Source organism: Thermomicrobiales bacterium, from assembly GCA_041390825.1.
GTDB lineage: Bacteria > Chloroflexota > Chloroflexia > Thermomicrobiales > UBA6265 > JAMLHN01.
Genome location: JAWKPF010000024.1, coordinates 20,276 through 45,690, shown reverse-complemented (window position 1 = coordinate 45,690; position 25,415 = coordinate 20,276). Strand labels below are relative to the sequence as shown.

Annotated in this window: 29 protein-coding genes and 2 pseudogenes; 15 read left to right on the top strand and 16 right to left on the bottom strand. The window is 62.8% G+C overall.

What is annotated here, in order from left to right:
- Positions 1-717 precede the first annotated feature (717 nt).
- The 3 genes and pseudogenes from R2855_13570 to R2855_13560 all read right to left on the bottom strand — a co-directional run bounded on the left by R2855_13570 (position 718) and on the right by R2855_13560 (position 1,465).
- On the bottom strand, positions 718-900 hold the full coding sequence (locus R2855_13570; GenBank protein ID MEZ4532031.1) for a hypothetical protein: 183 nt from the start codon (positions 898-900) through the stop codon (positions 718-720).
- 251 nt (positions 901-1,151) lie between these two features.
- A complete protein-coding gene (locus R2855_13565; protein MEZ4532030.1) occupies positions 1,152-1,415 on the bottom strand; it encodes a metal-sensitive transcriptional regulator in 264 nt (87 codons plus the stop codon).
- Positions 1,374-1,465, bottom strand: a pseudogene (locus R2855_13560) (hypothetical protein). Before R2855_13560 ends, R2855_13565 begins: the two are co-directional and overlap by 42 nt.
- A 1,575-nt stretch (positions 1,466-3,040) precedes the next feature.
- Here R2855_13560 and R2855_13555 point away from each other — a divergent pair.
- Positions 3,041-3,232 (top strand): hypothetical protein, encoded by a 192-nt coding sequence (locus R2855_13555; protein ID MEZ4532029.1) that lies wholly within the window; start codon positions 3,041-3,043, stop codon positions 3,230-3,232.
- An 89-nt stretch (positions 3,233-3,321) separates the two neighbouring features.
- Here the strand turns inward: R2855_13555 and R2855_13550 are convergent, their stop codons facing one another.
- The 5 genes from R2855_13550 to R2855_13530 all read right to left on the bottom strand — a co-directional run bounded on the left by R2855_13550 (position 3,322) and on the right by R2855_13530 (position 5,743).
- Positions 3,322-4,014, bottom strand: coding sequence for a hypothetical protein (locus tag R2855_13550; protein ID MEZ4532028.1), 693 nt, complete (start codon positions 4,012-4,014; stop codon positions 3,322-3,324).
- Positions 4,015-4,120: 106 nt separating this feature from the next.
- Positions 4,121-4,369, bottom strand: coding sequence for a hypothetical protein (locus R2855_13545; protein MEZ4532027.1), 249 nt, complete (start codon positions 4,367-4,369; stop codon positions 4,121-4,123).
- Positions 4,370-4,454: 85 nt separating this feature from the next.
- Positions 4,455-4,820 (bottom strand): glycosyltransferase family 39 protein, encoded by a 366-nt coding sequence (locus R2855_13540; protein MEZ4532026.1) that lies wholly within the window; start codon positions 4,818-4,820, stop codon positions 4,455-4,457.
- Entirely contained in the window at positions 4,817-5,215 is a 399-nt protein-coding gene (locus R2855_13535; protein ID MEZ4532025.1) for a hypothetical protein, read from the bottom strand. Before R2855_13535 ends, R2855_13540 begins: the two co-directional genes overlap by 4 nt.
- Positions 5,216-5,254: 39 nt before the next feature.
- Positions 5,255-5,743, bottom strand: a complete 489-nt coding sequence (locus R2855_13530; protein ID MEZ4532024.1) for a hypothetical protein — start codon at positions 5,741-5,743, stop codon at positions 5,255-5,257.
- A 213-nt stretch (positions 5,744-5,956) separates the two neighbouring features.
- On the opposite strand from R2855_13530, the gene R2855_13525 reads away from it, so the two are divergent.
- Positions 5,957-6,112: a hypothetical protein gene (locus R2855_13525; protein ID MEZ4532023.1), complete on the top strand. Its 156-nt coding sequence runs from the start codon at positions 5,957-5,959 to the stop codon at positions 6,110-6,112.
- Positions 6,113-6,184: 72 nt separating this feature from the next.
- Here the strand turns inward: R2855_13525 and R2855_13520 are convergent, their stop codons facing one another.
- The 3 genes from R2855_13520 to R2855_13510 all read right to left on the bottom strand — a co-directional run bounded on the left by R2855_13520 (position 6,185) and on the right by R2855_13510 (position 7,705).
- Positions 6,185-6,331 carry a hypothetical protein gene (locus tag R2855_13520; protein MEZ4532022.1) on the bottom strand — a complete coding sequence of 49 codons (147 nt, stop codon included), beginning with the start codon at positions 6,329-6,331 and terminating at the stop codon, positions 6,185-6,187.
- Between the two features lie 91 nt (positions 6,332-6,422).
- Positions 6,423-7,442, bottom strand: a complete 1,020-nt coding sequence (locus tag R2855_13515) for a hypothetical protein (GenBank protein ID MEZ4532021.1) — start codon at positions 7,440-7,442, stop codon at positions 6,423-6,425.
- Positions 7,436-7,705, bottom strand: a complete 270-nt coding sequence (locus R2855_13510; protein ID MEZ4532020.1) for a glycosyltransferase family 39 protein — start codon at positions 7,703-7,705, stop codon at positions 7,436-7,438. The genes R2855_13515 and R2855_13510 overlap by 7 nt, the downstream gene beginning before the upstream one ends.
- A gap of 1,059 nt (positions 7,706-8,764) precedes the next feature.
- Here R2855_13510 and R2855_13505 point away from each other — a divergent pair.
- The 12 genes from R2855_13505 to R2855_13450 all read left to right on the top strand — a co-directional run bounded on the left by R2855_13505 (position 8,765) and on the right by R2855_13450 (position 18,039).
- Positions 8,765-9,520, top strand: coding sequence for a PQQ-dependent sugar dehydrogenase (locus R2855_13505; protein MEZ4532019.1), 756 nt, complete (start codon positions 8,765-8,767; stop codon positions 9,518-9,520).
- A gap of 158 nt (positions 9,521-9,678) precedes the next feature.
- Positions 9,679-9,942 (top strand): hypothetical protein, encoded by a 264-nt coding sequence (locus tag R2855_13500; GenBank protein ID MEZ4532018.1) that lies wholly within the window; start codon positions 9,679-9,681, stop codon positions 9,940-9,942.
- Positions 9,943-11,278: 1,336 nt separating this feature from the next.
- Positions 11,279-12,079, top strand: a complete 801-nt coding sequence (locus tag R2855_13495; protein MEZ4532017.1) for a proton-conducting transporter membrane subunit — start codon at positions 11,279-11,281, stop codon at positions 12,077-12,079.
- Positions 12,027-12,566, top strand: a complete 540-nt coding sequence (locus R2855_13490) for a hydrogenase subunit MbhD domain-containing protein (protein ID MEZ4532016.1) — start codon at positions 12,027-12,029, stop codon at positions 12,564-12,566. Before R2855_13495 ends, R2855_13490 begins: the two co-directional genes overlap by 53 nt.
- Before the next feature lie 252 nt (positions 12,567-12,818).
- A complete protein-coding gene (locus R2855_13485) occupies positions 12,819-13,172 on the top strand; it encodes an MnhB domain-containing protein (GenBank protein ID MEZ4532015.1) in 354 nt (117 codons plus the stop codon).
- Between the two features lie 648 nt (positions 13,173-13,820).
- Positions 13,821-14,180, top strand: coding sequence for a hypothetical protein (locus tag R2855_13480; protein ID MEZ4532014.1), 360 nt, complete (start codon positions 13,821-13,823; stop codon positions 14,178-14,180).
- Positions 14,181-14,693: 513 nt separating this feature from the next.
- Positions 14,694-14,957, top strand: coding sequence for a hypothetical protein (locus tag R2855_13475; GenBank protein MEZ4532013.1), 264 nt, complete (start codon positions 14,694-14,696; stop codon positions 14,955-14,957).
- Between the two features lie 340 nt (positions 14,958-15,297).
- Positions 15,298-15,501: a hypothetical protein gene (locus R2855_13470; protein ID MEZ4532012.1), complete on the top strand. Its 204-nt coding sequence runs from the start codon at positions 15,298-15,300 to the stop codon at positions 15,499-15,501.
- Between the two features lie 93 nt (positions 15,502-15,594).
- Positions 15,595-15,858: a hypothetical protein gene (locus R2855_13465; GenBank protein ID MEZ4532011.1), complete on the top strand. Its 264-nt coding sequence runs from the start codon at positions 15,595-15,597 to the stop codon at positions 15,856-15,858.
- A gap of 252 nt (positions 15,859-16,110) precedes the next feature.
- Positions 16,111-16,260 (top strand): hypothetical protein, encoded by a 150-nt coding sequence (locus R2855_13460; protein ID MEZ4532010.1) that lies wholly within the window; start codon positions 16,111-16,113, stop codon positions 16,258-16,260.
- 199 nt (positions 16,261-16,459) lie between these two features.
- Entirely contained in the window at positions 16,460-16,720 is a 261-nt protein-coding gene (locus R2855_13455; protein MEZ4532009.1) for a hypothetical protein, read from the top strand.
- Positions 16,717-18,039, top strand: coding sequence for a DUF4397 domain-containing protein (locus tag R2855_13450; GenBank protein MEZ4532008.1), 1,323 nt, complete (start codon positions 16,717-16,719; stop codon positions 18,037-18,039). The genes R2855_13455 and R2855_13450 overlap by 4 nt, the downstream gene beginning before the upstream one ends.
- Before the next feature lie 25 nt (positions 18,040-18,064).
- Here R2855_13450 and R2855_13445 read toward each other — a convergent pair whose 3' ends face one another.
- From R2855_13445 to R2855_13425, 5 genes and pseudogenes are all read right to left on the bottom strand, one after another.
- Positions 18,065-18,322 carry a hypothetical protein gene (locus tag R2855_13445; protein MEZ4532007.1) on the bottom strand — a complete coding sequence of 86 codons (258 nt, stop codon included), beginning with the start codon at positions 18,320-18,322 and terminating at the stop codon, positions 18,065-18,067.
- A gap of 1,450 nt (positions 18,323-19,772) precedes the next feature.
- Positions 19,773-19,937: a hypothetical protein gene (locus tag R2855_13440; protein ID MEZ4532006.1), complete on the bottom strand. Its 165-nt coding sequence runs from the start codon at positions 19,935-19,937 to the stop codon at positions 19,773-19,775.
- Positions 19,938-20,651: 714 nt separating this feature from the next.
- The gene (locus R2855_13435; protein MEZ4532005.1) at positions 20,652-20,924 is read right to left on the bottom strand and encodes a hypothetical protein; all 273 of its coding nucleotides are present in this window, start codon (positions 20,922-20,924) and stop codon (positions 20,652-20,654) included.
- A 1,739-nt stretch (positions 20,925-22,663) separates the two neighbouring features.
- Positions 22,664-23,469 (bottom strand): annotated as a pseudogene (locus tag R2855_13430) (hypothetical protein).
- Between the two features lie 335 nt (positions 23,470-23,804).
- A complete protein-coding gene (locus R2855_13425; GenBank protein MEZ4532004.1) occupies positions 23,805-24,206 on the bottom strand; it encodes a hypothetical protein in 402 nt (133 codons plus the stop codon).
- 8 nt (positions 24,207-24,214) lie between these two features.
- On the opposite strand from R2855_13425, the gene R2855_13420 reads away from it, so the two are divergent.
- Positions 24,215-24,448: a hypothetical protein gene (locus tag R2855_13420; protein ID MEZ4532003.1), complete on the top strand. Its 234-nt coding sequence runs from the start codon at positions 24,215-24,217 to the stop codon at positions 24,446-24,448.
- Positions 24,449-25,415: the final 967 nt, after the last annotated feature.

The following is a 25,415-nucleotide window of genomic DNA, read 5'->3' as shown; positions in this document are numbered from 1 at the left end:
TTCGATGCCTACACCGTGCTCTCCTGCTGGAAGGAGCCGCATCGCCTGCTCGTATTCGAGGAAACTGGGATGCCGCGGCCGAATGTGCATCGGCGCTGCGCAACAACTGCGCTAGAGCAATCGGGCATAGCCAGCAGCGGTGGGAGCGCGCCGCGCTCGACCGCGCGATCGACCGGCTTCTGGTCAAGCTCGGTCCTGGCGAGTTCGTAGGCCGGGCTCGCCCGTGGCCGGGCCTGCTCTCCCGCGCTCATCGAGCAGTTCGATGCGATCGAACTCCCCCAGACCCGTGCCGTGAGTTTCGGTGACGTCCCGTGCCGGGTTCAACATCCTGCGCCCCCGCATATCCCGTACGCCAACCGTATCCCGTCCCAGGTCACGACGGTGAGCGTGGAACCGGCCCGTGCTTCGTCTGAAACCGGTGTCGCGGCGGTAGGTGTGCCGGCGTCCTCGGCGGTAGCGGTTCCGCTGGACGCACCGGTCAGATAGTACCGATCGTCCGCATCGATAAACAGGGCGCCACCGGCAGGTACATCGAATGTTCCGGCCCCGAACTTCGCGTCGGAATGGTGGCATCGGCTTGTTGATTTCGATTTGCGATCCCTCGCAGATGGTGATCTGGACGAGACCGCTATCGACACGGATGATCGACGGCTGTCGGGAAAGCACCGCAAGCGTTCCGCCGTCGAAGAGTGTTTACCTGAGTCAGGACGACATCGATCAAGTAGTCCGGCGGAGCTCGGTGATCGACTCGAAACTGCTGATGACCTGATAGTCGTCCTGTTCCCCAGGCTTTGCCTCGGGCGTCCCTTCCATCTCATCGAACGGAATCCACGGTCCGCAACCGGCATCCTGCGCAGTTGCCGGGAGGGCACTTCCCGTTGCCTGGACGCTGAGTCCCACAATAAAGAGAGCGCCACGAGAGTCAACGCAACGATCGAAACGCAACCGCCGGGTCATCGATACTCTCGCTGCCAGTGCGACATCGTCAGACAGATCGAAACGGAGTTGGTCCCGTCGCACCTGTTTGGGCCCAGTGTTCCCAGTACACACCCGGCACAACACCATGTCAACCGGCCATGTTTCGCGCCGCCACCAGAATGCCATGGCCGTCGGAACCGAAACGTCGCCCAGGGCGGCTTCCTGATCGCGGGCTAGCTCACGCTGTGGCTGAAGCGCTCGATGGCGGACATCAGCTCGTCGAGGGTTTCTTCCCCGCTGGGAGGATCGTTGCCGATGACGCAGCCGCGTATATGGTCTTCCAGCACGAGCAAGCCGGTGGCGCGCAACCCGGCGACGATGGCCGAGATCTGGGTGAGGACATCGACGCAGTACTTCGTCCCTTCCAGACCATCTTCTGCACGCCGCGCACCTGTCCCTCCAGCCGTTTCAGCCGGGCCAGGATCCGCCTTGTCCATTTCATAGGAAGGCGCGTGCTGAGGCCCTTCGTGCTGCGCGTGGGATCCATTTGTTTCGGTCTGCATGATGCTGTCGTTTCCTGACACGTGTTGGGGAGATGGCTTCCGTACCATGAGCGGCCCATATGGTCCTCGTTCGACGGAGCCAATTGCTACAATTGTGCCAAACAGAGAATCAAGCGTGTCTCTTGGGCGCGTCCCCTTTGCGCTCGACGTCAGAATCGCCCCGTCCTGGCCCACGAACACACACGGCACACTCGCAGGACAAGGATGGAATCTCAATGATCGAAACATCGATTTCTCGACGGACCGTCGTCCGCATCGCCCCTTATACCTGCTCGCGCTGGGAAACTCTCCGCATGCGCGCTTACACCTGTGCAGGAATCAGAATCCGCGCACAGATACATCCGCGGTTTCTGCTGGCATGATGGTCGAGGTGGTCGAGGACTGCACCTGGCTGGACGCCACGATCCAGCAGATTGGCCGTCCACTGGAGCCGGTGATGTTCCACACGCATTGGGGCATCTGAACTCGGGGATTTTCGACCCCCTCTGCTTCAGTATGTCGATGAGCGTGGAGGGATTCCGTTCATTACCTGGGAAGCTCGGGTGCCGATCTACGCCGGTGGCGTCGGCGTTGCTGATCAACCGACATTCTCGCTGGCGAATATCGTCTCCGCTACTCCGACACCTACATCGACAGCTGGCGACTGGTCTGGCCTGCAGGCGTCCGGCGTCCGCTGGCTCCGGTTTGGGCATGAGATGAATGGCGACCGGTATCCTCGGTCTGCTGGCGCGAATGGCAACACGCCAGAACAGTTCATCGAGTGGCAATGCGATCTGACCACGACTGGTTTGCATCGTGCATGGAGAATGTTTCGGTCCGGTCCGCCATTCGCGAGCGTCGCGGCGACGCCGAGCAGGCGAAATCGTCCCGTTGGACGACAAGGTCTTCCCGGTGACGATTATGCTCATTTATGTGGGGGCCTGGATTCAACTGGGGTGACACGCCGCAGCCTTGGGGTGTCGCCGGCTGGGATACCTTTTCCGACATCTTCTTCGAGGGCATCTATGCCGAGCTGGGGTAAGAGTTTTCTGACGCGGCCCGTCATCATTGCTGAGACCGCCTCGGCTGAATTGGGCGGCAGCAAGGCGGATTGACAACGAGCGCATACCTGAGCGAGATTCCCGAACGGTTTCCGGCCATCGAGGCAGTGGTCTGGTTCAACGTGTGCTCAAGGAGACCGACTGGCGCATCGGGATAGCTCGGTCGAATCGTTGCGGGCGTTCGTCACCGCTGCGAACAGTCCGCAGATGCAAGGCACGCTCGTGTTCGCCAGTCCATTGGTCACGAAGCGCTTCGCTCTCCGTTTCCGTAACTGCAACCCTTCGTGGCTGCCTCCCGTCCTGTAGCCGCGCAGCCCTCTGTGGCTGCAATCGAGCGATCTGGGCAACCACGGAAGGTTGCGGCTACACGATCTTGGGCAAACTGGGCTGGCGTCTGGAAGTCTCCATCCCGTCAACTCGTGCTGATGGTGCGTTATCGCCAACATGGCTCGAGGATGAACCCAGGTTGCGTGGGCGATAGGACCGAGCGAAAGGTTCCGCGCGCGATCGCCAAATCCGTTGACGAGCGTGGCTCACCAGCTCGGCGGCGCCATCGGGACAGGCGACGCCGGCAAGGCCGCGATGCCACGTTTCATCGAGGTTCTTCCGGCGGCGGTAGCTCCGCCGTCGATTCCGACAACACCACCCCGCGCAGACGAGACAGGAAAGCTGCACCTCTCCCGCTCCGACCGGCAACGCAACCTGATGTAGGTCGTGACCCGACCGGATAGAGCGCAGCATCCGAGACGATCTTGCGATACCTCGGCCCGCGGCATCGCCAGTTCTCGCGAGCGCGTAGATCAACAGCTGGGGCGCCGGTCGGGCCAACCTCCGCGAACGCCGCCATCCTCGAGCCACCACCCGGGAGCGTCTTCCACCGGCGCGCGGTTTGGCTGGCCCAGGAGATCGAGCTGCTGGTCGCCAACCAGATCGGCGCTTACCCAGAGATCGAGCGACATCACCGGCTGAAACGGTTCCGATTGCACCAGCACGAATCCTCGCGATGGCGAGTTCCTCGCCTGCAGTTCCGCCATCCCCGCGGCTTCCCATGGGTAGTTGGTTGCGATATCCCAGAAAAACCGGTGGAAGCAAAACAATAATATCGCCTCCACCTGATGTCGGGCTCGTAGATGGAAATGGCCGTGCGCACCAGTCCGGTCGAATCGGCAATGAGCTGATGTCAGACGTTCCACGGCCACCAGCGGATAGCCGAGCTCATCGAGTTCGCCAGCCGCCACCGCGAGCTGGCGATAGTGTTCTTTGTCGGCGTCCGGGCTACGCCATGCAACGCCAGTAGCGAACTCGCCAGCAAAGAGTCCCACCGCTCCCAATGCGAGCGGGCGCACGCCGTTCGGCACCCGCCCAAACGGCGCAGCTCCGGCTGCATTGCCCAACCCAACACCGCGTAGGAAACGGTGCGGTCGGCATACTCCCGGGCTCACCAGATAGCTGGCAAGCGCGGTCACACTGATCGTTCCGAAACAAAGCGACATTCCCAGTACGAGCATCGTGCGATAACGGCCGGCTCGGGCGTGGCGGCCGCGAGGAGCAATATCAGCGCCACGAGCGCTGCCGCCACTGGCCGGATTTCGGGCCAGGTCACCCACGGCGTGCGGTACTTACCCCCCAGTAGTAGGCACGCTCGCCTGGCAAACCGACGATGGAGTAGAACGAATCGCGGAACACCTTCTGCCAGGTGACATACAGAAAAACGCGGTCGTCCCCGACGAATTTGATGCTGCGCAGCACTTGCGCCGCCCATGGAACGAACAACAACGCCGCGCCACCAACCGCAATCAACTTCACTGGACGGTGCGCCAGGGAGATTCCTGCGCCAGCTGTAGGCAACCGTCAGCACCTGCGGCGCAAGCGCATAGAACGCACTGTAGTCGGTATACGCCGCCAGCGCCAGCATCGCCCCATAGACCACACTCTACCGGCGATCGCGCCCGGCAGAAACCGGATGAGCGCATACCAGGAGAGCACCACGAACAGGGCCGCGGGGGCGTACATGTGGCCCTCTACGCGAGTACCAGATATGCAACGGCGCCAGCGCCAGAATCGTGCTCGCCAGCAGCCCGGCGTAGGTCCTGACCAGCCGCCGGGTGAGGAAGAAGACCGCGACAATTGCGGCGCTGCCGGCAACCGCGCTCACCAGACGGGCGGCTTGCGCTTCTCCGGTGAGGAGTGAAACCGCCACGATGCTGCCGAAATAGAGGGGTGGGTGATTGTCGCAGGCGCCTTCGAACCCAAGCACCGTCGTCCAGGGACGGCGAATGTAGTCGACGACAGATCTCATCCAACCAGACTGAGATCGTCGAGCCGCAGCAACCGGACTGCCATTCCAAGCAGCACGATCCCGCCCAACGCCAACCAGGTCACCCAGTCTGGCAGCGGCGCCCGGGTGACGCCAATGGGCGGATCGGTAACGAGGAGTCGTTGGTTGGCCATCTCCCGCATACTCAATCGCCGGGATTCGCATGCGAGGGATCGAGCATCGTTCTCCGCCGCCCAAACAGCTCGCGCGCCGGATCGAGCCCGAACCAGCTCTTGCGCACGAATCCAGCCATCGGGATGACCTGCAGGAGACCTGAGATAAAGCAACCCGGCGTCGAACGCGCTCCAGTCCGATGTGTTCGCGATCCGATAGATCAATCCGGCGACCAGCACCAGTACCAGCGTGGTTTGCAGCAACGTCTCTTTCCAATACTGGATGCTTGTCGGTCTTGCGCGTTACCCGATAGCGGTATGCGCAATCTGGGCCGCCAAACAGCGCCCGCAACGATGCCATGGCATGATCGGCGCCAGACTGACGGCCATCTCGCGCAACCGCCAGACCGGATTCGAACGGGCGGTTGCCTTTGAGCGAGACCAGGAAGAGCTCGGCGGCAACCACCAGCGGCCAGAAGCGAATGGCCGCTTCTTGTCCCGGAGCCGGAAGGGATAGATATTGCGGAACAGCGTCACCGAGATGCAGAGCATGAAGAGAATGGTCGCGAAGCTGTGCAGATAGAAGATGGCCATCTGCATGAATTGCAGCCGCTGCCGAACGCCCAGCCCCTGAAATCGAGCCAGAACATGATGCGCATTGTGTCGAAAGCCCAGGTGCTCCCGTTGCTTGTAGACATTGGGGATGTCTTCCGGGGCGTGTTGCGCCTGAGCGCCGACGATGGGGAGATAGGCGCTCTTCCAGCCGAGCCGGAGCGCTTCGATCCTGGACATCAGGTCTCACTCGACCAGACTCCAGGTGGGGAAAAGACCGGACGATCTGAGCGCGTTGCGCCGCCAGACCAGCCCCGATCCGCACGGGAAACCGCGCTGGTCGCGTGGCGCGCGAGGAGCATCCCTTCATAGAAGATCGTTCGAGATTGTTGAACGGGTCCCCTCGGATACCTCGGCGGTCTTGCGAGTCTGGACAAAGGCCAGCGCGTCGTCGTGCAGCAAGAGCCCCACGACCTGCCGCAAGAAAAACGGCTCGACGACTTCGTCGTCGCAATCGCGCGTTTCGATGTAGCTGACGTTCGGCTCGATCTCGATCAGCCGGTCGTAGGCGGAGTTGAGATTGCCGGCCTTGGCATCGCCCCGTCGTAGCGACGACTCGCGACCCGGGGACGGTGGTAGACGATGCGGCCAATGCGATAGTGGTCCTGCAGCCGCTCGACCTCATGCTCCAGTTCTGGAGACCCCCAGATCGTCACTGACGATGACCACCAACCGATTGGCCGGCCAATCCTGGGCGAAGATCGATTCGACCGTGCGCAGCACCATCGACAACGGTTCGCCGAGGGTTGGCACCAATACCCCCCACAATCGGTTCTTCCCTTTGGCACGGGGTGCGTTTCCGGAACGGCGCGCAGCCACTCGTTGATGCACGTCACCGCGGTCAACGCCATGGTCAGGCTCAGGGCAAACGCGGGCGGGGACCGAGAGCCAGAAGTTCTCGTAGTTGAGGTGCATCAGGAGCCAGGGTCCACACCACAACATACTGGCCATCGCCAGGATACCCGCCAGCCGGATCTTCCAGGGGTTCATACGTCCCCTGGAACGGCTTCGTGTTGTGACGCACGACCGTCTGAACGAGATGCTCGCGATCCCGCAATCCGTCGCTCACCGAGGAGACGCTCGAACTGGCGGTAACCACGGGCTCATAAAGGTTCCACAGGAGCCGATACCGGTCATGACCAGCGCGCTCCAGGGATCGATCGCCTGCGAATCGACAAACCAGGAGAAGCTGCAGAAGTCGAAAAACGACATCGCGCTCGAAAAGCAACGATTCGTCGAGCACATCGTTCGGCGCTTCGATCCGGTCGGCCCCATAGAGCGCGAGCGCATAGGGCCAGCGCTCGTCTGCGAGCACCTGATCGCCTGGCTTCATGGCGCTGGACCAACGCGGCAACTGGTTCGGACGAATGGGCCACCTGCGATCGAACGCCCGCGTTTGCTGAGCGGCAAGCAACCCAAGCCCAAGCACAGCGACGCCAAGCACGATCAGCCGGGCGCGATCCCAGGAGACCTCCGCCAGCGCCAGCCCAATCCGCGGATAGAGCAACACGGTTCCGAGCGCGAGATCGAGATGGACCAGGGTAGCTCCGTCACGCGCTAAGGAGCCACGTCCCCAGCCAGCGCGGGGCCCATCAGGAACGCAGCAAATGGTCTGACGCAAACCTCGGTTCCGATACCAGGCAGCGAAACCAGCCAGCAAGGGCAGGACGCCCCACAGCACGATGACCGCCCGGACCGCATTTGCCGAGTCGTAGGCGCCGATCCCATCGGAGAGCCCGAAAACTCTTCCCGGTGACAAGACATCGACGATTTGGGTGGCAAAAATATCGAAGTACACGACCAGGGCAAGCCCCGCCAGCAGCCACATCAGGCCGATATCGATTGGGGCGCGCCGGCGACGCAACGCGGCGATCAGCATGGTGGCAGAATCAGCATCAGCACAGCGCGATAGTGCGCCAGCATCGCCACGGTCAACATCGCCGTCGCCAGCAAGAGCCATCCACGATGATCGAAGCGCGCAAGCTGCACGATGGCCCAGACCGCAATGCATGTGGCTGCCAGCGCCGGCGCTTCCATCGAGCTCAGATGCCCAGCCACCCAGAATGGGGCGCTGAGCGCAAGCGCGCCCGCCGCGAAGCAGGCAGCCCGCGCTCCAAACAACCAGTCTGTGGCAGAGCGCACCGCGAGAAACCCCACTGCCACCAATGCTGATCAAACGCGCACCAGCGGCCCCAGAACTCGCTGCATGCGCTCCCGCTGAGCACTGGCCAGAGCAGCGACCTGGGCAGGGCAGCGCAGATATCCATCGCTCCAGCCATACCCATCGAGCGTGCGCAATCCGGCGAGCGCTGCGGCGGGACTCGATGGCCGAAAGCGAATTGAACTGACGGGCGATGTGGACGGCCTTATGACGACGAAAGCAGCATGACGGTAATCCCGGCAATCGTGAGTCTCTTCCCGTTTCCCAAGCGCGTGCGACCGAGTGCAAATGCTGCGGCTTTCGACGCCATCTTCCAACTCGTCAGATCACCTCTGCCACGCACATTGGCGGTGATCGAAAAGTGGCTGGATGTTCAGCGTAGGTTCCCAGTCCGCTGGGGAGCCGATCGCCGCCGGCGATCGGTTCGAGAGCGCATGCTGGCGCAACTCCTGACCCGCCTCCGATGCTCTCTGTACTGCTGTGGCCTGCTGGATCAGATAATTGTCCGGTACGCCTGCCCGGATCACTTCATACGCGTGGCCTCGGGCAGCAGAAAGCATCTTGAATTTTGGGTCCCCTTACCAGTGGTAGCGAAGCTGAGAAATTGCTAAAAGGCCGTCCGTACACCGTGAAATGGAACGTTCGTGCCTCCCGCGGGGACCGAACGATACGGATCGAGCAACCATGCCAATAAATCCGGAATGACCGGCATGGCCGTGTGCGCGTTTTGCGTCGAGGCGTGGCGCGTGTGGTACCTTCTGGCAGACAGGAAACAATGCGCACGTGGCGCTGATTCGGGTTGGCGCGCTCCACCTGAATCGACCGGTCCCAACCGGTGTCTGCTCCGTCGATGTCAGGAAGACGGCAGCCATGAACGCACACCGACGGATGACACTTTTCGGCACGCTGGTGCTCTTGTCGCTCTTGATCGTCCCACTGCGGTCGCCTGTGACAGCACACCGACTTCCGGATCACCGGCCGCAAGCCCGGTTGCGAGTCCCATTGCAAGCCCAATCGCAAGCCCGGCCGCGTCACCGGTTGTGGCCGAGCCAACGCCAACTCAGATCCCGGACGGTCCGCCTGAAGGCACGCCGCTTCCAGCGCATATCGTTTTGACCGGGCTCTACCCAGGTCAGGGATCGGTCACCCTGGTCAAGGTGGCAGACGGGCTGGAAAGCCCGCGCGTGATTACTCCGGCGTTCGATGGCACGGGCCGGCTCTTCATTGGCGAGCGCTATGGTGAACGCGCGGATCCTGACGGCCGAGGTGAGCTGTTGCCGGAGCCGTTTATCGACATCGGCCCGATCGTGGTTTCCGTGCACCAGGACCAGGGGTTGCTCGGCATCGCATTCCATCCTGACTACGAAACCAACGGGCTCTTCTACCCGGCCTATACCGACTACAACGTGAACGCGGTCTCCGTGGTCTCGCAATACCGCGTATCGGCGGATGATCCGAACAAGGCTGACCCGGATCATGCCGTCGATATCATCAAGATCCCGCATCCGACGCCGATCCTGAACGGCGGCACGATTCATTTCGGCCCGAACGACGGCTATCTCTATATCGGCAGCGGCAACGGCGCGTTCTTCGGCGTGCACGACCTTTTCACGGCGCAGGAGATGGACCAGAGCCTCGGCAAGATTCTGCGCATCAATATCGTGAACGACGAAAACGGCACGTACTACACGATTCCGCCCGACAATCCGTACAACGCCAGCTACACCCTACCCCGCCGCGCCCGTTACCTTTGCGATGGGATTGCGCAATCCCTGGTCGTGGCAGTTCGACTATGAACCGGGGATATGTACATCACCGATGTCGGTGAGATGTCCTGGAAGAGATCAACTTCATTCCCGCATCCAGCAATGGCGGCCAGAATTTCGGTTGGCCGGATGTAAGGCCCACTGCGTCAATCTGATTGAGCACCGGCTCGTGCCTGGAGATGGGCACCTTGCCGGTCGCGGAGTATCCGCATGGGCATGGATGCGCAGTGGCAGGGGTGGGCGTCTATCGTGGCGACGACATTCCCTTCCTCGAGGGCTTCTTCCTGGCGGTCGACTATTGCACTGGCAAGATTCTGAGCCTCTCGCACGATTCCGTGGGCAAGTGGCAGTTCCAGGAATTTCGGCTGACCCTACCTGCTCTTGCTTGGCGGAGGTGTGAGCGAAGATGGGGAAGCCTATGTGCTCTCCCGGTGATTGCGGGCTTTGCCTAGGCAAAGCAGAGAACAATCCCGCACGGTTTGGAAGCGTCGAGCACGGCCAACATTCCGGGAAGGAGTCGAGGTCGTGGCCGAACGGTAGTTCAGGTCCTGAGTCCAGGGTCCAGGATCCAGGGTCCAGAGTCCAGAGTCCAGAGTCCAGAGTCCAGAGTCCAGAGTCCAGAGACGAGGGTCCGAGGCCGGAGCCCCGCGACAACTGCACCGGTCGTAGTGAAGGGCGTCTCCGCCCTCCTCGCGTCCGGGGCCCTGGGTCCGGAGGCCGGGGAGGCTTTGAGGAGCGTGCTGACAGCAACAAGGCCTCCAGTCGACCGCCTTCGTGCAACCGACCACTGGCGACTGACAACTGCCTACTGACAACCGACGACTGCCTACTGGCAACTGATAGACTGGTCAAACCGTCAGGAAGGTCCACCGGCAGAGGAGTCCCGGTGAACCGGCGTTTCTTGCGTACCAGTTGAACGCGACGTTGCTTCTGCGGCCGCTCTCATTGCCGCCCTGTTGACCAGGCGGAGCCTGACTGCGCGCCCGTCACTCACCAGACCGGTCGCCATCGTCACTACGGCGCTATCGCGTTCCTGGCCGCGCTCGCCAAATGCTGCTCGTCTGGTTCGACTATCGACAAGGAGTGGGCCCCCGCCTGTGGGATGCGGCTCCACCTCAGCCGATGGCCTGCGCAGTTGTTCGCCCTGCCGGCTACCGGGACGGCTGGTCGCCGTCTACGCCAGCGGACAGGACCCTGCTCCATCTCCATCGCGCTGAGCACTGGCCAGACGCCGACCAAACGCGCTTCTTCGCGTTCATCCTCCTTCAAGGGCGCCATGACTGGCCTGGTCATGGCGCAGTGATGCTGATCTTCCTCTTCTGGGATTTGACGCACATCGCTTCGTACTACTCGATCGCTTCGATACGCAGCGAAGCGCATCTCGGCCTTCACAGCGCTCATCGTGACCGGCATCAGCGCGGTCGTCGGTTTCCTGATCGGCGCGTTGATGCTCGATGCCGAATTGGCTCGTTTCAGCTTCCGATCCCGAGACATCGTGCCTAACGATGAATCTGACATTGCCCTGGTGTTGATCCTCATTGCCGCGCTGGCAAAAAGCGCCCAGGTTCTCTGTCTCTCTGGTTGCCGCGTACATGGCCGCGCCCACGCCCGTTTCCGGCCTAATATATCTCCATTCGGCGGCCAGGGGCGGTGGCGGCCGGCGTCTTCCTGATCGAGAGCCTGACCTGCTCATCGCGCTGCGGAGTGGATGCTCGACCCCGTCGATCGTGGTCGGCGTGGCCTCGATGTTGACCGGGGTATCCGTCACACGTGACAACATGAAGCGGACTGCTCGCCTATTCCACGATCGCGCAATACGGTTATATCGTAACCATGTTCGGGCTTGGGGGGAAAGCCGGTGTCTTGGGGCGATGTTCGCCATCATTGCGCACGGGTTGGGCAAGAGCGCGCCTCTTCCTGACTGCCGGAACAGTCACCGAAGCGACCGATGGCGCGAGCCTGGCCAAACAGGCGGCCTGCGCCGCACCATGCCGCTCCTGGCGGCTGCCAGCGGCACTCGCCGCGTCGCTGGCGGCGATCCCGCTGACCATGGGGTTCTTCAAGGACGAATATTTTCGAAGCCGCCGCGCACCATGGCCGCGCCGGCGCGCCATCGGCCGTGGCCGCGTCGATGACCTTCTGCCATCTGGCGCGGTTCTGGTGGGGATCTTCGGCGGACCGGAGATCGGAGCGCCGCGGCCGGTCTCCTTCACACTGGTGGCGCCCATTGCCGCGCTCGGCGCGCTCTCACCATCGGCGGCATCTGGCCCGAACCGTTCGCCAGGGTTGCATCCAGCCGGACAAGTCGCCCTGCAACGCGACGATGCGCTCCATCCTGCCTATCACCTGCAGTGGACCATCGAGAACGGTATGGCGATTGCCGCGCCATTGGCATCGGGTTGGTGCCTGACACGCCGCATCTGGTTCGACACAGTCGAGGTGGCCGGAGCTCTTTTGGCGCGCGCTTTGGTCCGGAACGGGTCTACCGCCGGTGTGCTGAATTCAACAATCTGTCCGACCGATTCACTGGATCGAAGTGCGCGACCTGCGCAGCCGCGTGGCCACGGTGCTGGTTCCCGGCGGCGCTGATGGTAGGACTACGCCCATCTTCACCAATGCCGACAACTCGTTTCGCATGGGCAATGTGCATCGGGACGATTGGCCCCTGATCATGATGGTGGCGGTAGCGAGCATTGCCGGCGTGGCGGCGGCATTCCCGCGTGATCACTTCTCCATGGCGCTCGCGCTTTCCGGGGTTGGGTTCGCGATCTCGGTGGTGTTTGCCCTGTTGCGGGCGCCTGATGTGGCATTGGTGGCGGTGCTGGTGGAGACCCTCTTCGGCCTCTTCGCCTTCTGGCTCTGCTCCCGCGCAACGTGGAGCATGCCGATGTCGTCCCCTCGGATGAGCCACAGGAAGCGGCGCATACTCACTCGGGTGCGCGCGATTGCGTTGGCGGCCTTCGGCGGTTGTTGGCATTCCTGGCGGCGTGGGGCGTGCTCTCCCGTCTGGCCCGGTCGACAGCATCCTGAGGAATACGTCGATCTCACCTGGAAGCTCATGGCGACGCCATCGTGACGGTCATCCCGGCCGACTTCCGCGGACCTCGACACCATGGGAGAGATCACCGTGACTGGCATTGCCTTCCCCGGCATCGCCACCTCATTCGGCGGAGGCGGTTGCGATGAACAACGGCATGGCCAGGCAGGCCGCTCGCTCGTTGCTCCTACCGACCTGGATGGCTGCTCTCTGCTATCCTGATCAAGGGCTACCCGATTCGGCGATGGTTTCAGCGCAGGGTGATTGCCGCGCTGGGCGTGATCATGGTGTATGTCACCTACGGCACCGAAACCGCGGAAACGATGCGCCTGGTGCGCCAGTGCGCGCCAAACTGCCATGATCGGGTTGTTGCTGGCGCTCGCCACGGCGTTCTTTCCCGTCCTGCGCGGGGAGCCGATTATGACCCACTACCCTGGCCCCGACAGGGATGCGATGCACATCGGCGCGTTGGAGCTGACCACACCGTTCCTCTTCGATATCGGCGTGTTCCTGCTGGTGATGGGCGTGTGCGTCGGCATCTTCGATCTGCTGGCGCATGCCACCGCCGGAGCGGCGCTCATGACGCTGATCGTCTCGTCACATCGGGTTGCTCTTCGCGGCTGGCAGCTATCTGCTGCTGCATGACTTCATCAAGGTCGTGGGCGGCACGATCCTGATCTCCCACCTCGGTGAACCTCTTCATCATGTCCTCCGCTTCAGCCGAGGCACCGAGCCGACTATCCCCGATTCCTGGGAAGCGATCAGCGATCCGGTGGTGCGCTATGGTGCTCACCGCCATCGTCATCAGCTTTGGGGTTTCGGCGCTCCTCATCAGCCTCATCTACCGCGTGTATGTGGCGCATCGCTCGGTCGACATCGAGCACACTCGACTTCGAGGAACGCCTGGTCCAGCTCGAAGAAGAACAAGTCCCGCCCGAACCCGGCATCGAGTGTCCTCCAGGACCGAGAGGTGGACGACGAAAGCACGCGGCAGGCGCAGGCAGCACGCAGTACAGAGGTGGCGAGTGAACGCGTGCCGATCCGCGGCGCCGTCATGCTGCACGCCGCGTGCCGCCTGCTGCCTGCTGACAACACCGGAGCCGTTCCATGTTGATCGGGGCTGGGGATACTCTGGATCGCGGGGTCTGCGTCGCGATTCTGACGGGCGGCGCAAGCGGTCGGCTGGCTGGCCGTAGCGGCGCTGATCGCGGCCATCGCGGCGCTGGTGGCGCTCGCCGATCAGGTGCGCGACGAGGGGCCGCAACAGATGATTGCGGGCGATTGGAATTGCCGGTGTCGGCATCGGTCTGCGGGCCGATATGCTGCGGCGTCACCTTCGCGTTGGCTCTCACTTCGGGCGTGCTGCTGGCCGCCCTGATCTTCGAAGTCTGCAATGGGGTGCGCTCGCAGTCGTTCCCGGCCCTGGTCTTGCTGCTGGGCGCCGGGCTCACCGGGGTGTTCCTGACCGCGGACGCATTCAACTTCTATGTCTTTTTCGAGATCGCCATGATCTCGTCCCCATGTCCTTACCGGCTACGGCGACGAGGGACGCCAGCTCCTTCCGGCCACGATCTTCGCAATTGTGAATCTGCTCGGCTCGGCCTTTTTCCTGATGGGCATTGCCGCGCTCTATCACCAAACGGGCCGGCCTGACATGCGGCCGCCCAGCGGGTTGCGGTGCTCGCTCCTGAGTCGGTCATTCTCAGCGCGGTGCTCATCTTCACGGCCTTCGGCATCAAGCTTCTGGCATCTTCCCCTTCCACTTCTGGCTGCCATGGTCTATACCGCGCTCCGACCGGCGGTGGCTGCCATCCTGGAGGGGCCGTGGCAAACATCGGCACGTACGGCCTGTTGCGCTGGGGCGGCGGCATGTTGCCAGACGAATTGAGACGGCCGCCCCGATGTTCTTCGCGCTGGGGGTCATCTCGATTCTCTACGGATCGCCGTAGGCGCTCTCGCGCCGGTCGGTGGCGGAAGTGGTGGCCTATTCGTCGATCGGCCAGGTTGGCTTCATCCTGGTCGCGCTTGCCATCGGCGGGCCGCTCGGTTTCAGCGCGGCGGTCCTCTTCGCTATCGTCAACGCGGTCAACAAGACATTGCTCTTCCTGACCGAGAATCTGCGCGGCTGGTTGACCGGGTTTGCCTTCGCGGTGGGGGCGTTTCAGTGTGGCCGGGGTGCCCCCGGCCGGTGGTTTCCTGGGGAAGGCCGGGCTCTTCCGGGTCGCAGCGGAGGAGGACAACCGGGTCGTCATCGCGCTGGTGGTCGCTGGCAGCGCGCTCTCGTTCGTCTACATGTTCCAGATCTACCAACGCCGCTTCTGGACGCCAGATGCCGGGGACTCCGGCCCACGCAGTGGCGAGTCCGACCCGGTGCGCGCGGTGGTGGTGGTGCTGGCGGTGATTACCTTTGCTGATCGGCATTTGGCCTGAGCCGGTTCTCTGGGTGAGCGATCAGGCGGGCCAGTTTGCGGTGGCGTCGCTATGATCCGCGCGGCGCTCATCGTCATCCTGCTGACGGCCGCTTTTGCCTGACGCTCGCCAGCTACGATCCCTGGGACATGCTGATCGGCGCGATTCTCGGTTCGATCGTGCCGGCGCTCTTACGATGCGGTGCCTGCATACCTGGCAAGTCAGGCCGCGAGCTCCTCGCTTCCCAGCCGATGATCCACTTCATTCCCCTTTGCCGGCATCACCATCTGGGAGATCCTGATCGGATCGGTGCGTGTGGCGGCCATCGTGATCGATCCGCAAACTGGAGCATCCCGGCATCGTGGCGGTGCCGATCGGCGAACGGAGCAAGCTCGGCGTCATCGTGACCGGAATCACCACCTTCCGGCGCCGGCTCCATCTTGCTCGATATCGACTGGGCCGGAACTTGATGCTGGTGCATGTGATGGACGCGAGCGACCCTGACCAGATCCGCGCCGACATGCAGGAACTCTATGACCGCTATCAACGAAAGGTCTTCCCATGATGCAAGGCATCGGCAGTCAGTCATCGGGCGCCAGTCGGCAGTCGCCAGCAGCCGACGACTGGCAACCGCCGACTGTCAAACCTGGAGGCGCGTATGCATGAGCTCGTTTTTCGCGGAGCGGCGCTGTGGATGGCGGTGCTGATCTGCGTCTGTCTGCTGACCGTGGTGCGGGCCCGCTCGTCACCGACGCGGGTGCTGGCGCTGGACATGGTGACGTTGTTGCTGATCGCCCCGTTGATCCTCTACCCTGATTCGGGAGCGGGTGGGGTACTACCCTCGATGCCGCGCTGGTGCTGCCCTCTCTTCCTGGCGACGATTGCCGCAGCCCGCTATCACAGTGAGGGGGAGATTTTCTGATGCTCTCTGGACCGGTTGGGCACCTGGGTCCATACCTGGCCGACACGCTCGTGGTCATGGGCGTGGTCATCATGACGCTGGGGGTTATCGGCATCATTCCATGCCGGACGTGTACACCAAGCTGCACGCCGCCAGCAAAGCAGTTCTTCTCGGCACCATCGGATTCACGATGGCGTCGATCGTGACCAACGACTGAGATCATCGCCCGGGTGATCCTGATCGCTGGTAGGCGCTCCGGCGATCACGACTCCCGTGGCTTCCCAGGTGATCGCCCGGGCGGCCGCGATCGAGCACGAATTGATGCGCTCGCCGGGCGCGGTGGACGAATCGATCTACGATCTCGTGTTGCGGGACGAGCTTGCATATCTCCTGATCGAACGGGAGAATCCGTCCGCGCGGTGATTCGCGACCGCAAGCACAAGAACGAGATCGGCTGGCAAGCGCGCCATCCGCACGTGCATCCGCATCCGCCAACGACGAAACAGGACGGTTCCCAGTGAGCGATCAATCGAACAACTCTCCGGCCGTGCCCGGTGGGCAAATGCCCTGAAACCGCCTGTCTCGCAACGCGCCAAGCAGACGGTGGGCACCGGCTGATCGGGTGGTTCGCTGGATCGTGCTGATCGTGCTGGTGGTGACCGCCACCGTCTTCATCATCCGCAATTTCGAGCGGGTCGAGATCGACTGGGTGTTTCCGCACCTCGTCGGTTCCGCTGTCGCTCATCATGGTCGCGTTCCTGCTGATCGGGTTGGCGATTGGCTGGCTGATCCACCGCTTTCCAGCCGCGCGCAACGCCGGCGATCACCAGCACTCGACCGGTTTCGTATTCCGCTCGACGAAAGACGGGAAGGACCCCTATGACGATTCGCGCGCGTTTCCCTGGAGTTGTAGCGGCGCTGGCGCTCGCGCTTGTCACGATCACCGGAACGCTGGCGCAGAACGCCACACCGATCGCGAGCGGATCGCCCGAGGCGTCGCCGGCGGTTCAGCGATTGCGCACGTTGCTCGGCGTCGGTTCGCCAGACGATGGTTGCGTGATCTTCATCAACGCGCTCGACGGCGACATCGCGCTCGATCTCTATATCGATGGGCTCAAAGCGGTCGACGATCTGACCTTCGGGGATGTCAGCGGCTATTTCTCGTTGCCAGCCGGCGACTACACCTTCGATCTCGTTCCGGCTGAGCAAGCGTTCGCATCCAGTCTGTTCACGCTCACCGACGAACAGATCGAGGCGGGCATCGCCTATGAGTTCGCCGCAGTCGGAACCGCCGCCGATCCCCAACTCCTCGTCTCCCCTGTCGATCTCGCGCCGCTCGCTCCCAATACGGACGTGCCTGTCGGCAACACGCGCATCCGCGCCGTCAATGGGGCGGCGGATGCGCCCTCGATCGATGCCGTCCTCATCGGCGGCGATATTGCCGAACGGGTGGGCGCGTCTGGCCTTCCAGGATGTCTCCGACTATCTGCAAAAGGTCGCCGGAACCTATCGCGTGCAACTCTCCACCAGCGAGGGCGATTTCACCACATTGCACCTGGAAGAAATCACGTTTGTCGGCGACACGGTCTACAGTCTCTATCTGATCGGCAGCGCGGCCAATGGCGAGCTGCGCCTGTTGCCGGTGGCGGTCGACCTGCACGACGGCAACTCGACAAGACGTTCCAGCCGCCGGCGCTCGTGTCCGAGATCAGCGAAGTCAGCAATCCTTCCATCTATCAGGGTGATTGCGCGCAGCTCAGCGGCCAACAGGCGTTCGAGCGGAGCGGTTCCGGCTATGCGGGAACGGGTCCAGGCACGCTGGCTCCCGGGGTGGCGGCGAAGAGCTGCTGGCGCGCTCGGCGTCACACCGGCGTTGTATGGCGAAGGCGTGCTGGACGACATGAACTCCGCGGTCTCCTGGGCGGCCGCACCGTTTCGGTGGTGGTGCACGATGCCGCCACCGGTGGTGGTGGCTTGTGGCGCTGTTGGCGGCGTGGTGGAAAAGGCCGACCACTTCTGGCAACACGACCGGTTGATCATCGGTCTGGAACCGGTCGGCGATTCGGGCGTCTCGGGCACCGCCACGTTCACAGAAGATACCGGCATCCTGAAACGACAAGATCAACGTCCGGTGTCACTGGTTGGCGCGGTGTCTCGACTTCCCTCGAGGTCGTCGAATCGGGCACGCTCGTCGCCGAGTAACGGCAGTTCGGGCGCGTAGGCAGCGTCACAACTCTGCTTCGAAGCGAGCGCGTTCAGGGTGGCCACGCCAGCGCCACTCGCCAGTTCGTCGCCGGCGCCAGGAGCGAAGGGCTGGCGAGCGCTTCTTGCAGGTACTGGCAGCGTCGGCGGCTTCGTCCACCAGATAGCCGACATATCCGTTGGCATAGCCAAACACGAGCACGGGATCGGGCGAGGATCGAACGATCCGCTCCCCAAGATGCAAACATTCGCCGGGAATGGCCACGATCCGCAGATCGCCCAACCGCCACGCCGGAATGGCGGTCGTGCGCTGAATGGCGTCCGCCCCGCCTGCGCGAGCCGTTCGAGCAGTATCGCGCCTTGCGCCCTGGTCTCCACGATGCGCCGCCGTTGCCGCGGAGTCCTGACTGTGGGCAACGACGCCCGAAGGCGCCGCGGGTAGATGCTCCAGTCCGCGCGAGGTCGCAACACTTTCTCGCCTTCTGGGCGAACGCGAACGGGATCGAGCGGACAGGCGATTTCGAGCGCCGACCTGGCGGCGTTGGCCAATCCGGCGCCAACGCGCTCCACCTCATCCTTTATCCTGGGATAGCCGCGTGGTGCCCGCGTGCTCCTGCCGCGCCGTTCGAGAACGACCGGAGCCAAGGCATCCTGGGACGGCATCGGCTCCAGCGCACGGCGGAACGCCCCGGAAAGTCCGCGGAGATGAGCCGGATTTCCGCCTTGAGGATCGTGGGATGGCAAGCGAAATGGGCCACCAGCGAGGGTGAACACCCGCGCGCGGTGCGATCGCGAGGATCGAAACATGTGGGTCGCACGGGCCGTCGGCGCGGTTTCGATTGGCCGCAAGCCCGCTCGTCTCCGCTCCGAACGGCGACTCGGCCGGCTCGGCACGCGATCGCGCAGCAAGCATGCGCCCTTGACAACCGCGCGGGCCGAATGCGCCCCGCAACGCCAAGGTTCAGAGCTATCAGGTTCGCTCGGGTGCAACCGAAATGACCCCAGCAGTCCGCTTCGTGTGTGTGCAGTCCGCCTGCTGCCAGTTCGGACCGATGCACCGGCGGCCGCCGGCAACTGCATCGACCAAGGCCGCTGTCGACCATGACCAATCGACCGCGACCAACACCAACCGGCCATCCACCTGCTTCCAACGACAATGCGCCGATGGTCCGCTCATCGATCATGCCAGCGAGACCGAACCATCACCATACCTCCATTGGCGTGCCGGCTGGCGCTGGAAGCGGAACCTGGGCCGCCCCGCACACCCACCCGCGGCTCATGCCGATCGGATCGCGGCAAGGCTGGCGGCCACATTGGCCAACCAGGCGTCGCATCGGCCTCGATCCCACCGATTGCGCAGCCAGGAACAAAGCTCCGGCCGCTGGTGGGAACAAGTAGCTCGCGCGGCTCGGCAGTGGGCCAGCCACGAGAAAATGCAAACGGATCCATCAAGATCGGGCCCGCCGAGAGAACGCCCCGGTCCAGATAGACCGGCGCAGGCGTCCTGGCGCATAGAGCTGCCGCATCACCCCCAGCGCCATACCTGCAGTTCCCTGCTGCCCGGAGGATCGAATGATTTCGACGGCGGCATCTTCGGCGTTCGCCGTGTGTCCGACCTTCCTGGTGACAACGAGATTCGCTCGCGTGAGAACCCGGCCGCATACACAATCGGCGGCAAGTCGTTGCGCTCGTCGAAATACCGGAGAACGATCTCGGTCAGCACCATCGGCTGGTCACTGATCAGCTCCACGGCAGGCAGCGGCGATGGCGCGCAAGCCGATATCGAACGCGCTGCCTTCATCGCCCAGGAGATACCCGAACCCACCCGAGATGGCCTCCTTTCCATCGACCGTCACCCCGTAGCCGATGGCGCCGCCCCACTCGCGATAGAACACCACCCAGGTTGCCCGCCAATATACAGATTGGTGACGTAGTCGGGAAAGACCGAAACCTCTGAGACAGCCGTTCGCGCACGATACGCACCGCCACCTCCTGGCGCGCGGCTGCAGTGGAGCAATCCGTGCATGACCGACGCCGACCCGCGACGATACGCGCCGGATCGATACCGGTCTTCTCCAGCACATCGTTCGCGGCCCCAAGTTGCGCGCCAGTTCTTTCCACCGCCCTCGATGAAAATGGTCGGACGGACCACCGATGCCGCCTGGCCAGCACGGTCCCATCGCGCGCGAGCAACGACTTGGTGGCGGTTTGACCACCATCGATAGCGAGCAGCAAGGCGTCGGGTTCCACCGGGTCAACCCTTGAACGGTGTCAGGCGCGGACCGTACTCGTCCTGGAACGCACCCGTTGCTCCATCACTTCGCCGGATGTCGCTATCACGATCACCGGCATGTTCAACCTGGCCAGCATCGTTTCGGCTACCTGCACCGCCTCCGATGGCATGTCAGTGCCGCCCCAAGCGCACGGTGGAGGACGCCGCGACGCGGTATCCTCATCTTCGTCCATATGAGAATACCGTCACCCACGGGCACGCGGCTATCGACCACCAGATCGGCCAGCGATCAATAGGCCGGAGGAATGGCGCGATACGGCATTGCCGTAATGTTCAGCCAAAGTCAGAACCAATCGTTGCCGCTCCACGCTCCCCACAACTATCGCCAGCTCGATCGGCGCCGGATTGATCCAGGTTGCTGACGATACCACCTCGCCAGCACGCGCATCGAACCGATCAGCTGCAACCCGGCGTACCCCTCGGTGCGCTCGACCATCCCGCCCCGCAGGGTTCGCTTCGTCGAATTGATATCGAGCATGGCGTTGAACGCCCAAAGCCCACACCGGCGCGGTAGAAGACCTCTTCCGCCATCATGCGAATCACCCGCTACCGAGAAGGCTGCCCAATCGCCGTTGGCGATCGAGTCCGCCATCGCGCGGCAGCCGCTTCGATCTACGAGGCCCCTTGATACCGACCTCATCGATCAAGCCGCGAAGTCGTTCAATGCCGTTCGTAGGCTTTGCTCGCCTGAGTGTTCCCCCTTGCCTGCGCGTGCGCGCGTGGTTCGACATTGGTCCCAAGTCAGGGTCCAGCGCCTGGTTTAGTCCGTGCACTGGACACTGGACACCTGGACGCTGAACCCCTCTCCTATCGCAACGCCGCGACGAAGCGTTCCGTAATCGCTTGCCCGGATTCAGCGATGGCCATTCGACGACGACAAACGAAGCCCGCAATCGAGCGCTCGACGTCTTCCCGCGTCCAGTAACGGCCTTCGGCGAAAATCGGAACGGAAAGCTCAGCGACCATCTGTTCGATGAGCGCGAAATCGGAGCCCCCTCCTGTTTCAGGCCGCCCAACGTAACCGCTCATCAAGTGGGTGCCAGCGGCATCGACCCCGGCTGCGACCGCGGCACGCGTCCGCGATCGTGCCCTAATCGGCCGCTAACAACCTGCGTCATGGATAGCCTCAACTGCCTTCGCAAGGGTTTCTCCACCTTCGGGCGCTCGCGCGTGGTCGATTCCCAGCGACCAGATTGGCTTTGGCCGCGATGATCGCGCGCTTTCGCCCGTTGGCGTGATGAAAAGCCCGCCATCTGCTTCAGCTTGGAGATCCCTGATGGGGATCTCGGGCCAACTACCGGCACGAATGGCGCTGATATCAGCGACCCCGTCTATTCCGCGGGCGATCCCAACCGCCACCGCCACCGCGGCCGCGTATCGCCGCCGCGAAGACCTATTGCGGCGGATTGCCTTCCCGCTGCCAGCCACTGAATACAGCCCCCGGCCGAAGCCGCTCCACATCGCCGTCATTTCGCTCTCCTGCAATGCCTTTTGTGCGAAACCAACCGTCAAAACTCGTACGACGCCGCCTTGTCGGGCACGTCAGTGAGTGCTGGTGAACCGGCAGGGAACTCCGTTGTCTGGCAGGTTGTCGGCGAAAAGGCGGAACAAACTATCTATTCCTTGCGCAGGCGGTCTTGCTCAACTGCGCGAACCCGACCGGGTCGACCAGCGAGGTTCGGACTCTTCGGCTGGCAGCCGAACGCGTGCACTTCGATGAAGTCGATCCTTCAGCGAATCGGCGATCCCCGGCCTCATGCCAAACCATTCCTCCCCAGCATTGGAAGACGAGCGGGATCTCCTTGTGCGGATCCATGGTGACCAGTTCGTCGAGACCGAGCACGTTCTTGGCCGAATGGCAGCCGCCCGTGAGTCCGGCGAAATAGAGCTTCGGAGTCGCCGTCCAGTTCCTCCTCTGATGACCAGCGCCAGAAGCGCGGGCGATCGCCGTCGTAGTAGTAGGTCAGCTTGCCCGCTTTTTCACATTGAAAGATGCCATGTCATGCGCTCCTCGTTCGGTATGATCGCGACCGGTCGTGTCGTGATGAGAGTACTTGGTCGAGGTCGAAGTAACGACGCCCGTGGCCGCCAATCGCGCCTGCGTCGCAGGCCTCAGCAACCGATTTGCCGGTCCGAAACGTTGTCGATTTACCCAGCATATTGGCGGCCTGCGGCCGCTGGCGGGCTGGGTCCCGCCACTGCGGAGAACCGGATACAAGGCCTGCAACGACGACCGCGGGGTAGGAGCCCGCCGCTGCCAGTCCATGTCCAGTTCACCCGATTTCAGATCGAAATGCTCGCGCGAATACGCCACGGCTTTCTTGATCATGCTCAGTTCGGCAATAGGCACGCATCGGCCCGCTGGCGGAAGCGCAACACCCGTTCAGAGCGAGCGCGGCCAGAACCGTGCCGGCTCATGGAGTTCAGCACCACCATGTCGAGCAAGATGTGAGTAGTGCCTTCCTCGTTGAACTTCCCGCGCACATGGAACTTCACTGCGGAGTTCACCCGACCGTGAACAATCTCGTGGATGGCGCGCTGATACCCATGGAACGCGAAAACCACCGGTTTGTCGGCGGTGAACAGATCGACGAAACGCGTCTGGTCCATGCCATGTGGATGGCTCTGCCGGAATGAAGAGACACATCAGGTCGACCACATTGACCACGCACCGTGAGTTGGGCCTTATTGCCGCAACCTGCTTCCGCGGCCGCCAGAATCTCCTGGGTCCGGCACGTCGCCCGCCGCTGCCAGCACCGCATCAGGCTCGAGATCCCCTTCGTTGCCGGCCCAATGCCAGATCGACGCCTGCATCGATGTCTGCTGCTCCGCTTCGTCAATCAGGTACTGCAAGTGCGGTTGCTTGTCGATCTGATCGATTCCGTAGTTGCGCGATTGCAGGCAATGCTCGCCGACCGAGAGGAGCGTGTTGGCGTCGGGCGGCAGGTAGATGCGTGACTTCATCTTGGAGAGCATGACATCGATCAGCCCCGGTCCTGGTGACTAAAGCCGTTGTGGTCGTTGCGCCGTGTCGAGGTGAAGCAAGATGTTGAGCGAGGAGATCGGCTCGCGCCAGGAAGCTCGGCGGCTTCCTGCAGCCATTTCGAATGCTGCACGATCATCGACGCCGCCACCATCGCAGACGATTCGTAGGTGGGGAAGAGCCCATGCCGCCCGGTGAGGGTATAGGCCTCCACTCGTCGATTGTCTGCTCCGCTCAAGTTCCATCACCTGGCCGTCGGGGCTGAGGTGATCGTCGATATCGATCGCTCGCCGCAACGGCGATTCTCCACCTGGAGCACATCGCCCAGGCGGTTCAGGTCAGCTCATCGGCGGTGAAGATGCGGAGTTCTTCTCGTCCGCGTTCAGCGTGAACATCGCGCGAGGAATGTCCCGAAGGGGCGCGTGTTTTCGTGCCAGCTTCCACGGGAGCTGCGATCGGCAGCTCGAACAGGTGCGGATCGAACCAGCATCAGTCGACCAGCAGCTTGCCGCCGATGTATGGATTCGCGCCCATGCGCCGGTCACCCGTGGGCGCCAGCTCGGCCAGATTCCGGCACGAGTTTGCCAGCGCGATCGAAGAGCTCGTCGGGTTGTAGCTGCGGAGCCACTGGGAAATCTGCAAATGCGCCGGATCCTGCTTCACGCCCGAAAGCGGCACCTGATGCGAGCGGAAGGTGCCGACAAGGGATGCCATCGACCATCGGGACCAGTCCGCGGGTGTGCACCTGGGAGGCGATAGCCATCCAGCAGGGTTACCCGCAAACCGTGCGTGCGCCTTCCGTCTGGATCGCGCGAATCGTGTCGTACCGTCGAGCGTGGCCGCGAACTGTTGGAAAACCGCGGCGGGATCGTCACCGCAAACGAACCGCACCTCACCGCGTGCCCGCCGATCAGAGCGCGGATGTCTTCGTCGGCCATGCGGCCATGACGGTGGGATTGGCGATCTTAATACCCGTTGAGATGGAGGATCGGGAGCACTGCCGATCGCGCGCCGGGTTCAGGAAAATACTACTACCATCCACCGGTCAGCGGAGCGGTTTCCGCCTCGCCATCGCCGATCACCGCCGCCACCAGCAGATCGGGATTGTCGAACGCCGCCCGAAGGCGGACTGACTCAGCACCGCCAGCTCGCCGCCCTCGCGAATCGATCGGGGTTGGCACGCTGACATGACTGGGAATTCCACCCGGTGTCGAGGTGGCGGAAGAGCTGGCGCATCCCGGCCTCGTCTTCGGAGACCGCGGGATAGATCTCGGAATAGGTCCCTTCCAGGTAGACCTGCGCCACAATGGCTGACCCCCGTGTCCGGGACCAGCCAGGTAGGCATCGTCGACATCGCGTTCCTTGATCAGACGGTTGAGCTGCACGTATAGACAGATTCAACTGACGAGGTGCCCAGTGGCCCAGCAGGCGCGGTTTGATCTGCTCGACTACCAGCGGCTCGCGCATGCAAGGTTCGCTACGAATAGATCTGCCCCACGGTCAGATAGTTGGACGCCTACCAGTAGCGCAGCATCTTGTCCAGCAGCTCAGGCGACAGCGGACCGTCCGCTTTGGAAGGAGTAGCCGCGCTTCCTCAGTGGCGACGACCGAGGAAGATCGGGATCGAGAGCATAAGTTCATGCTATTCCCTCCCCCGTTGAATGAGCGTTATCGTATCCCGCGCGATCATGCGCTCCTCGTCGGACAGGGCACCATGACATTGCAGGAGCATCGTCATACGAAATTTCCGTACCTATTTTCCTCACAGTAAAGCTCCACGTCATCCCGAGCGACGCCGAGGGATCTCTTGACCGTTCCGAGTTCGATTTGTTCTTCTCTGAATCAGTCTGGTCAACCACTCAACCGAAATCACTTTGGCAGATCCGCTCCCGAATCTCGGCCGCGTGCTCCGCCAATCTCGCCGGTAAAGACCAGCGAATCGATTCCCCCCAGCACCGCCTCAGCAACGCTCCCCAGCTGCTTGCGCGCCGGTGAACGCATAAGTTCAGCGCAATGGCGGTCTGGGCATCGTCGACTTCGTGATCGAGCAGGGTTTCATGTCGGCAGACGTTGCGACACTCCGCGCAACCGGCCTGATTG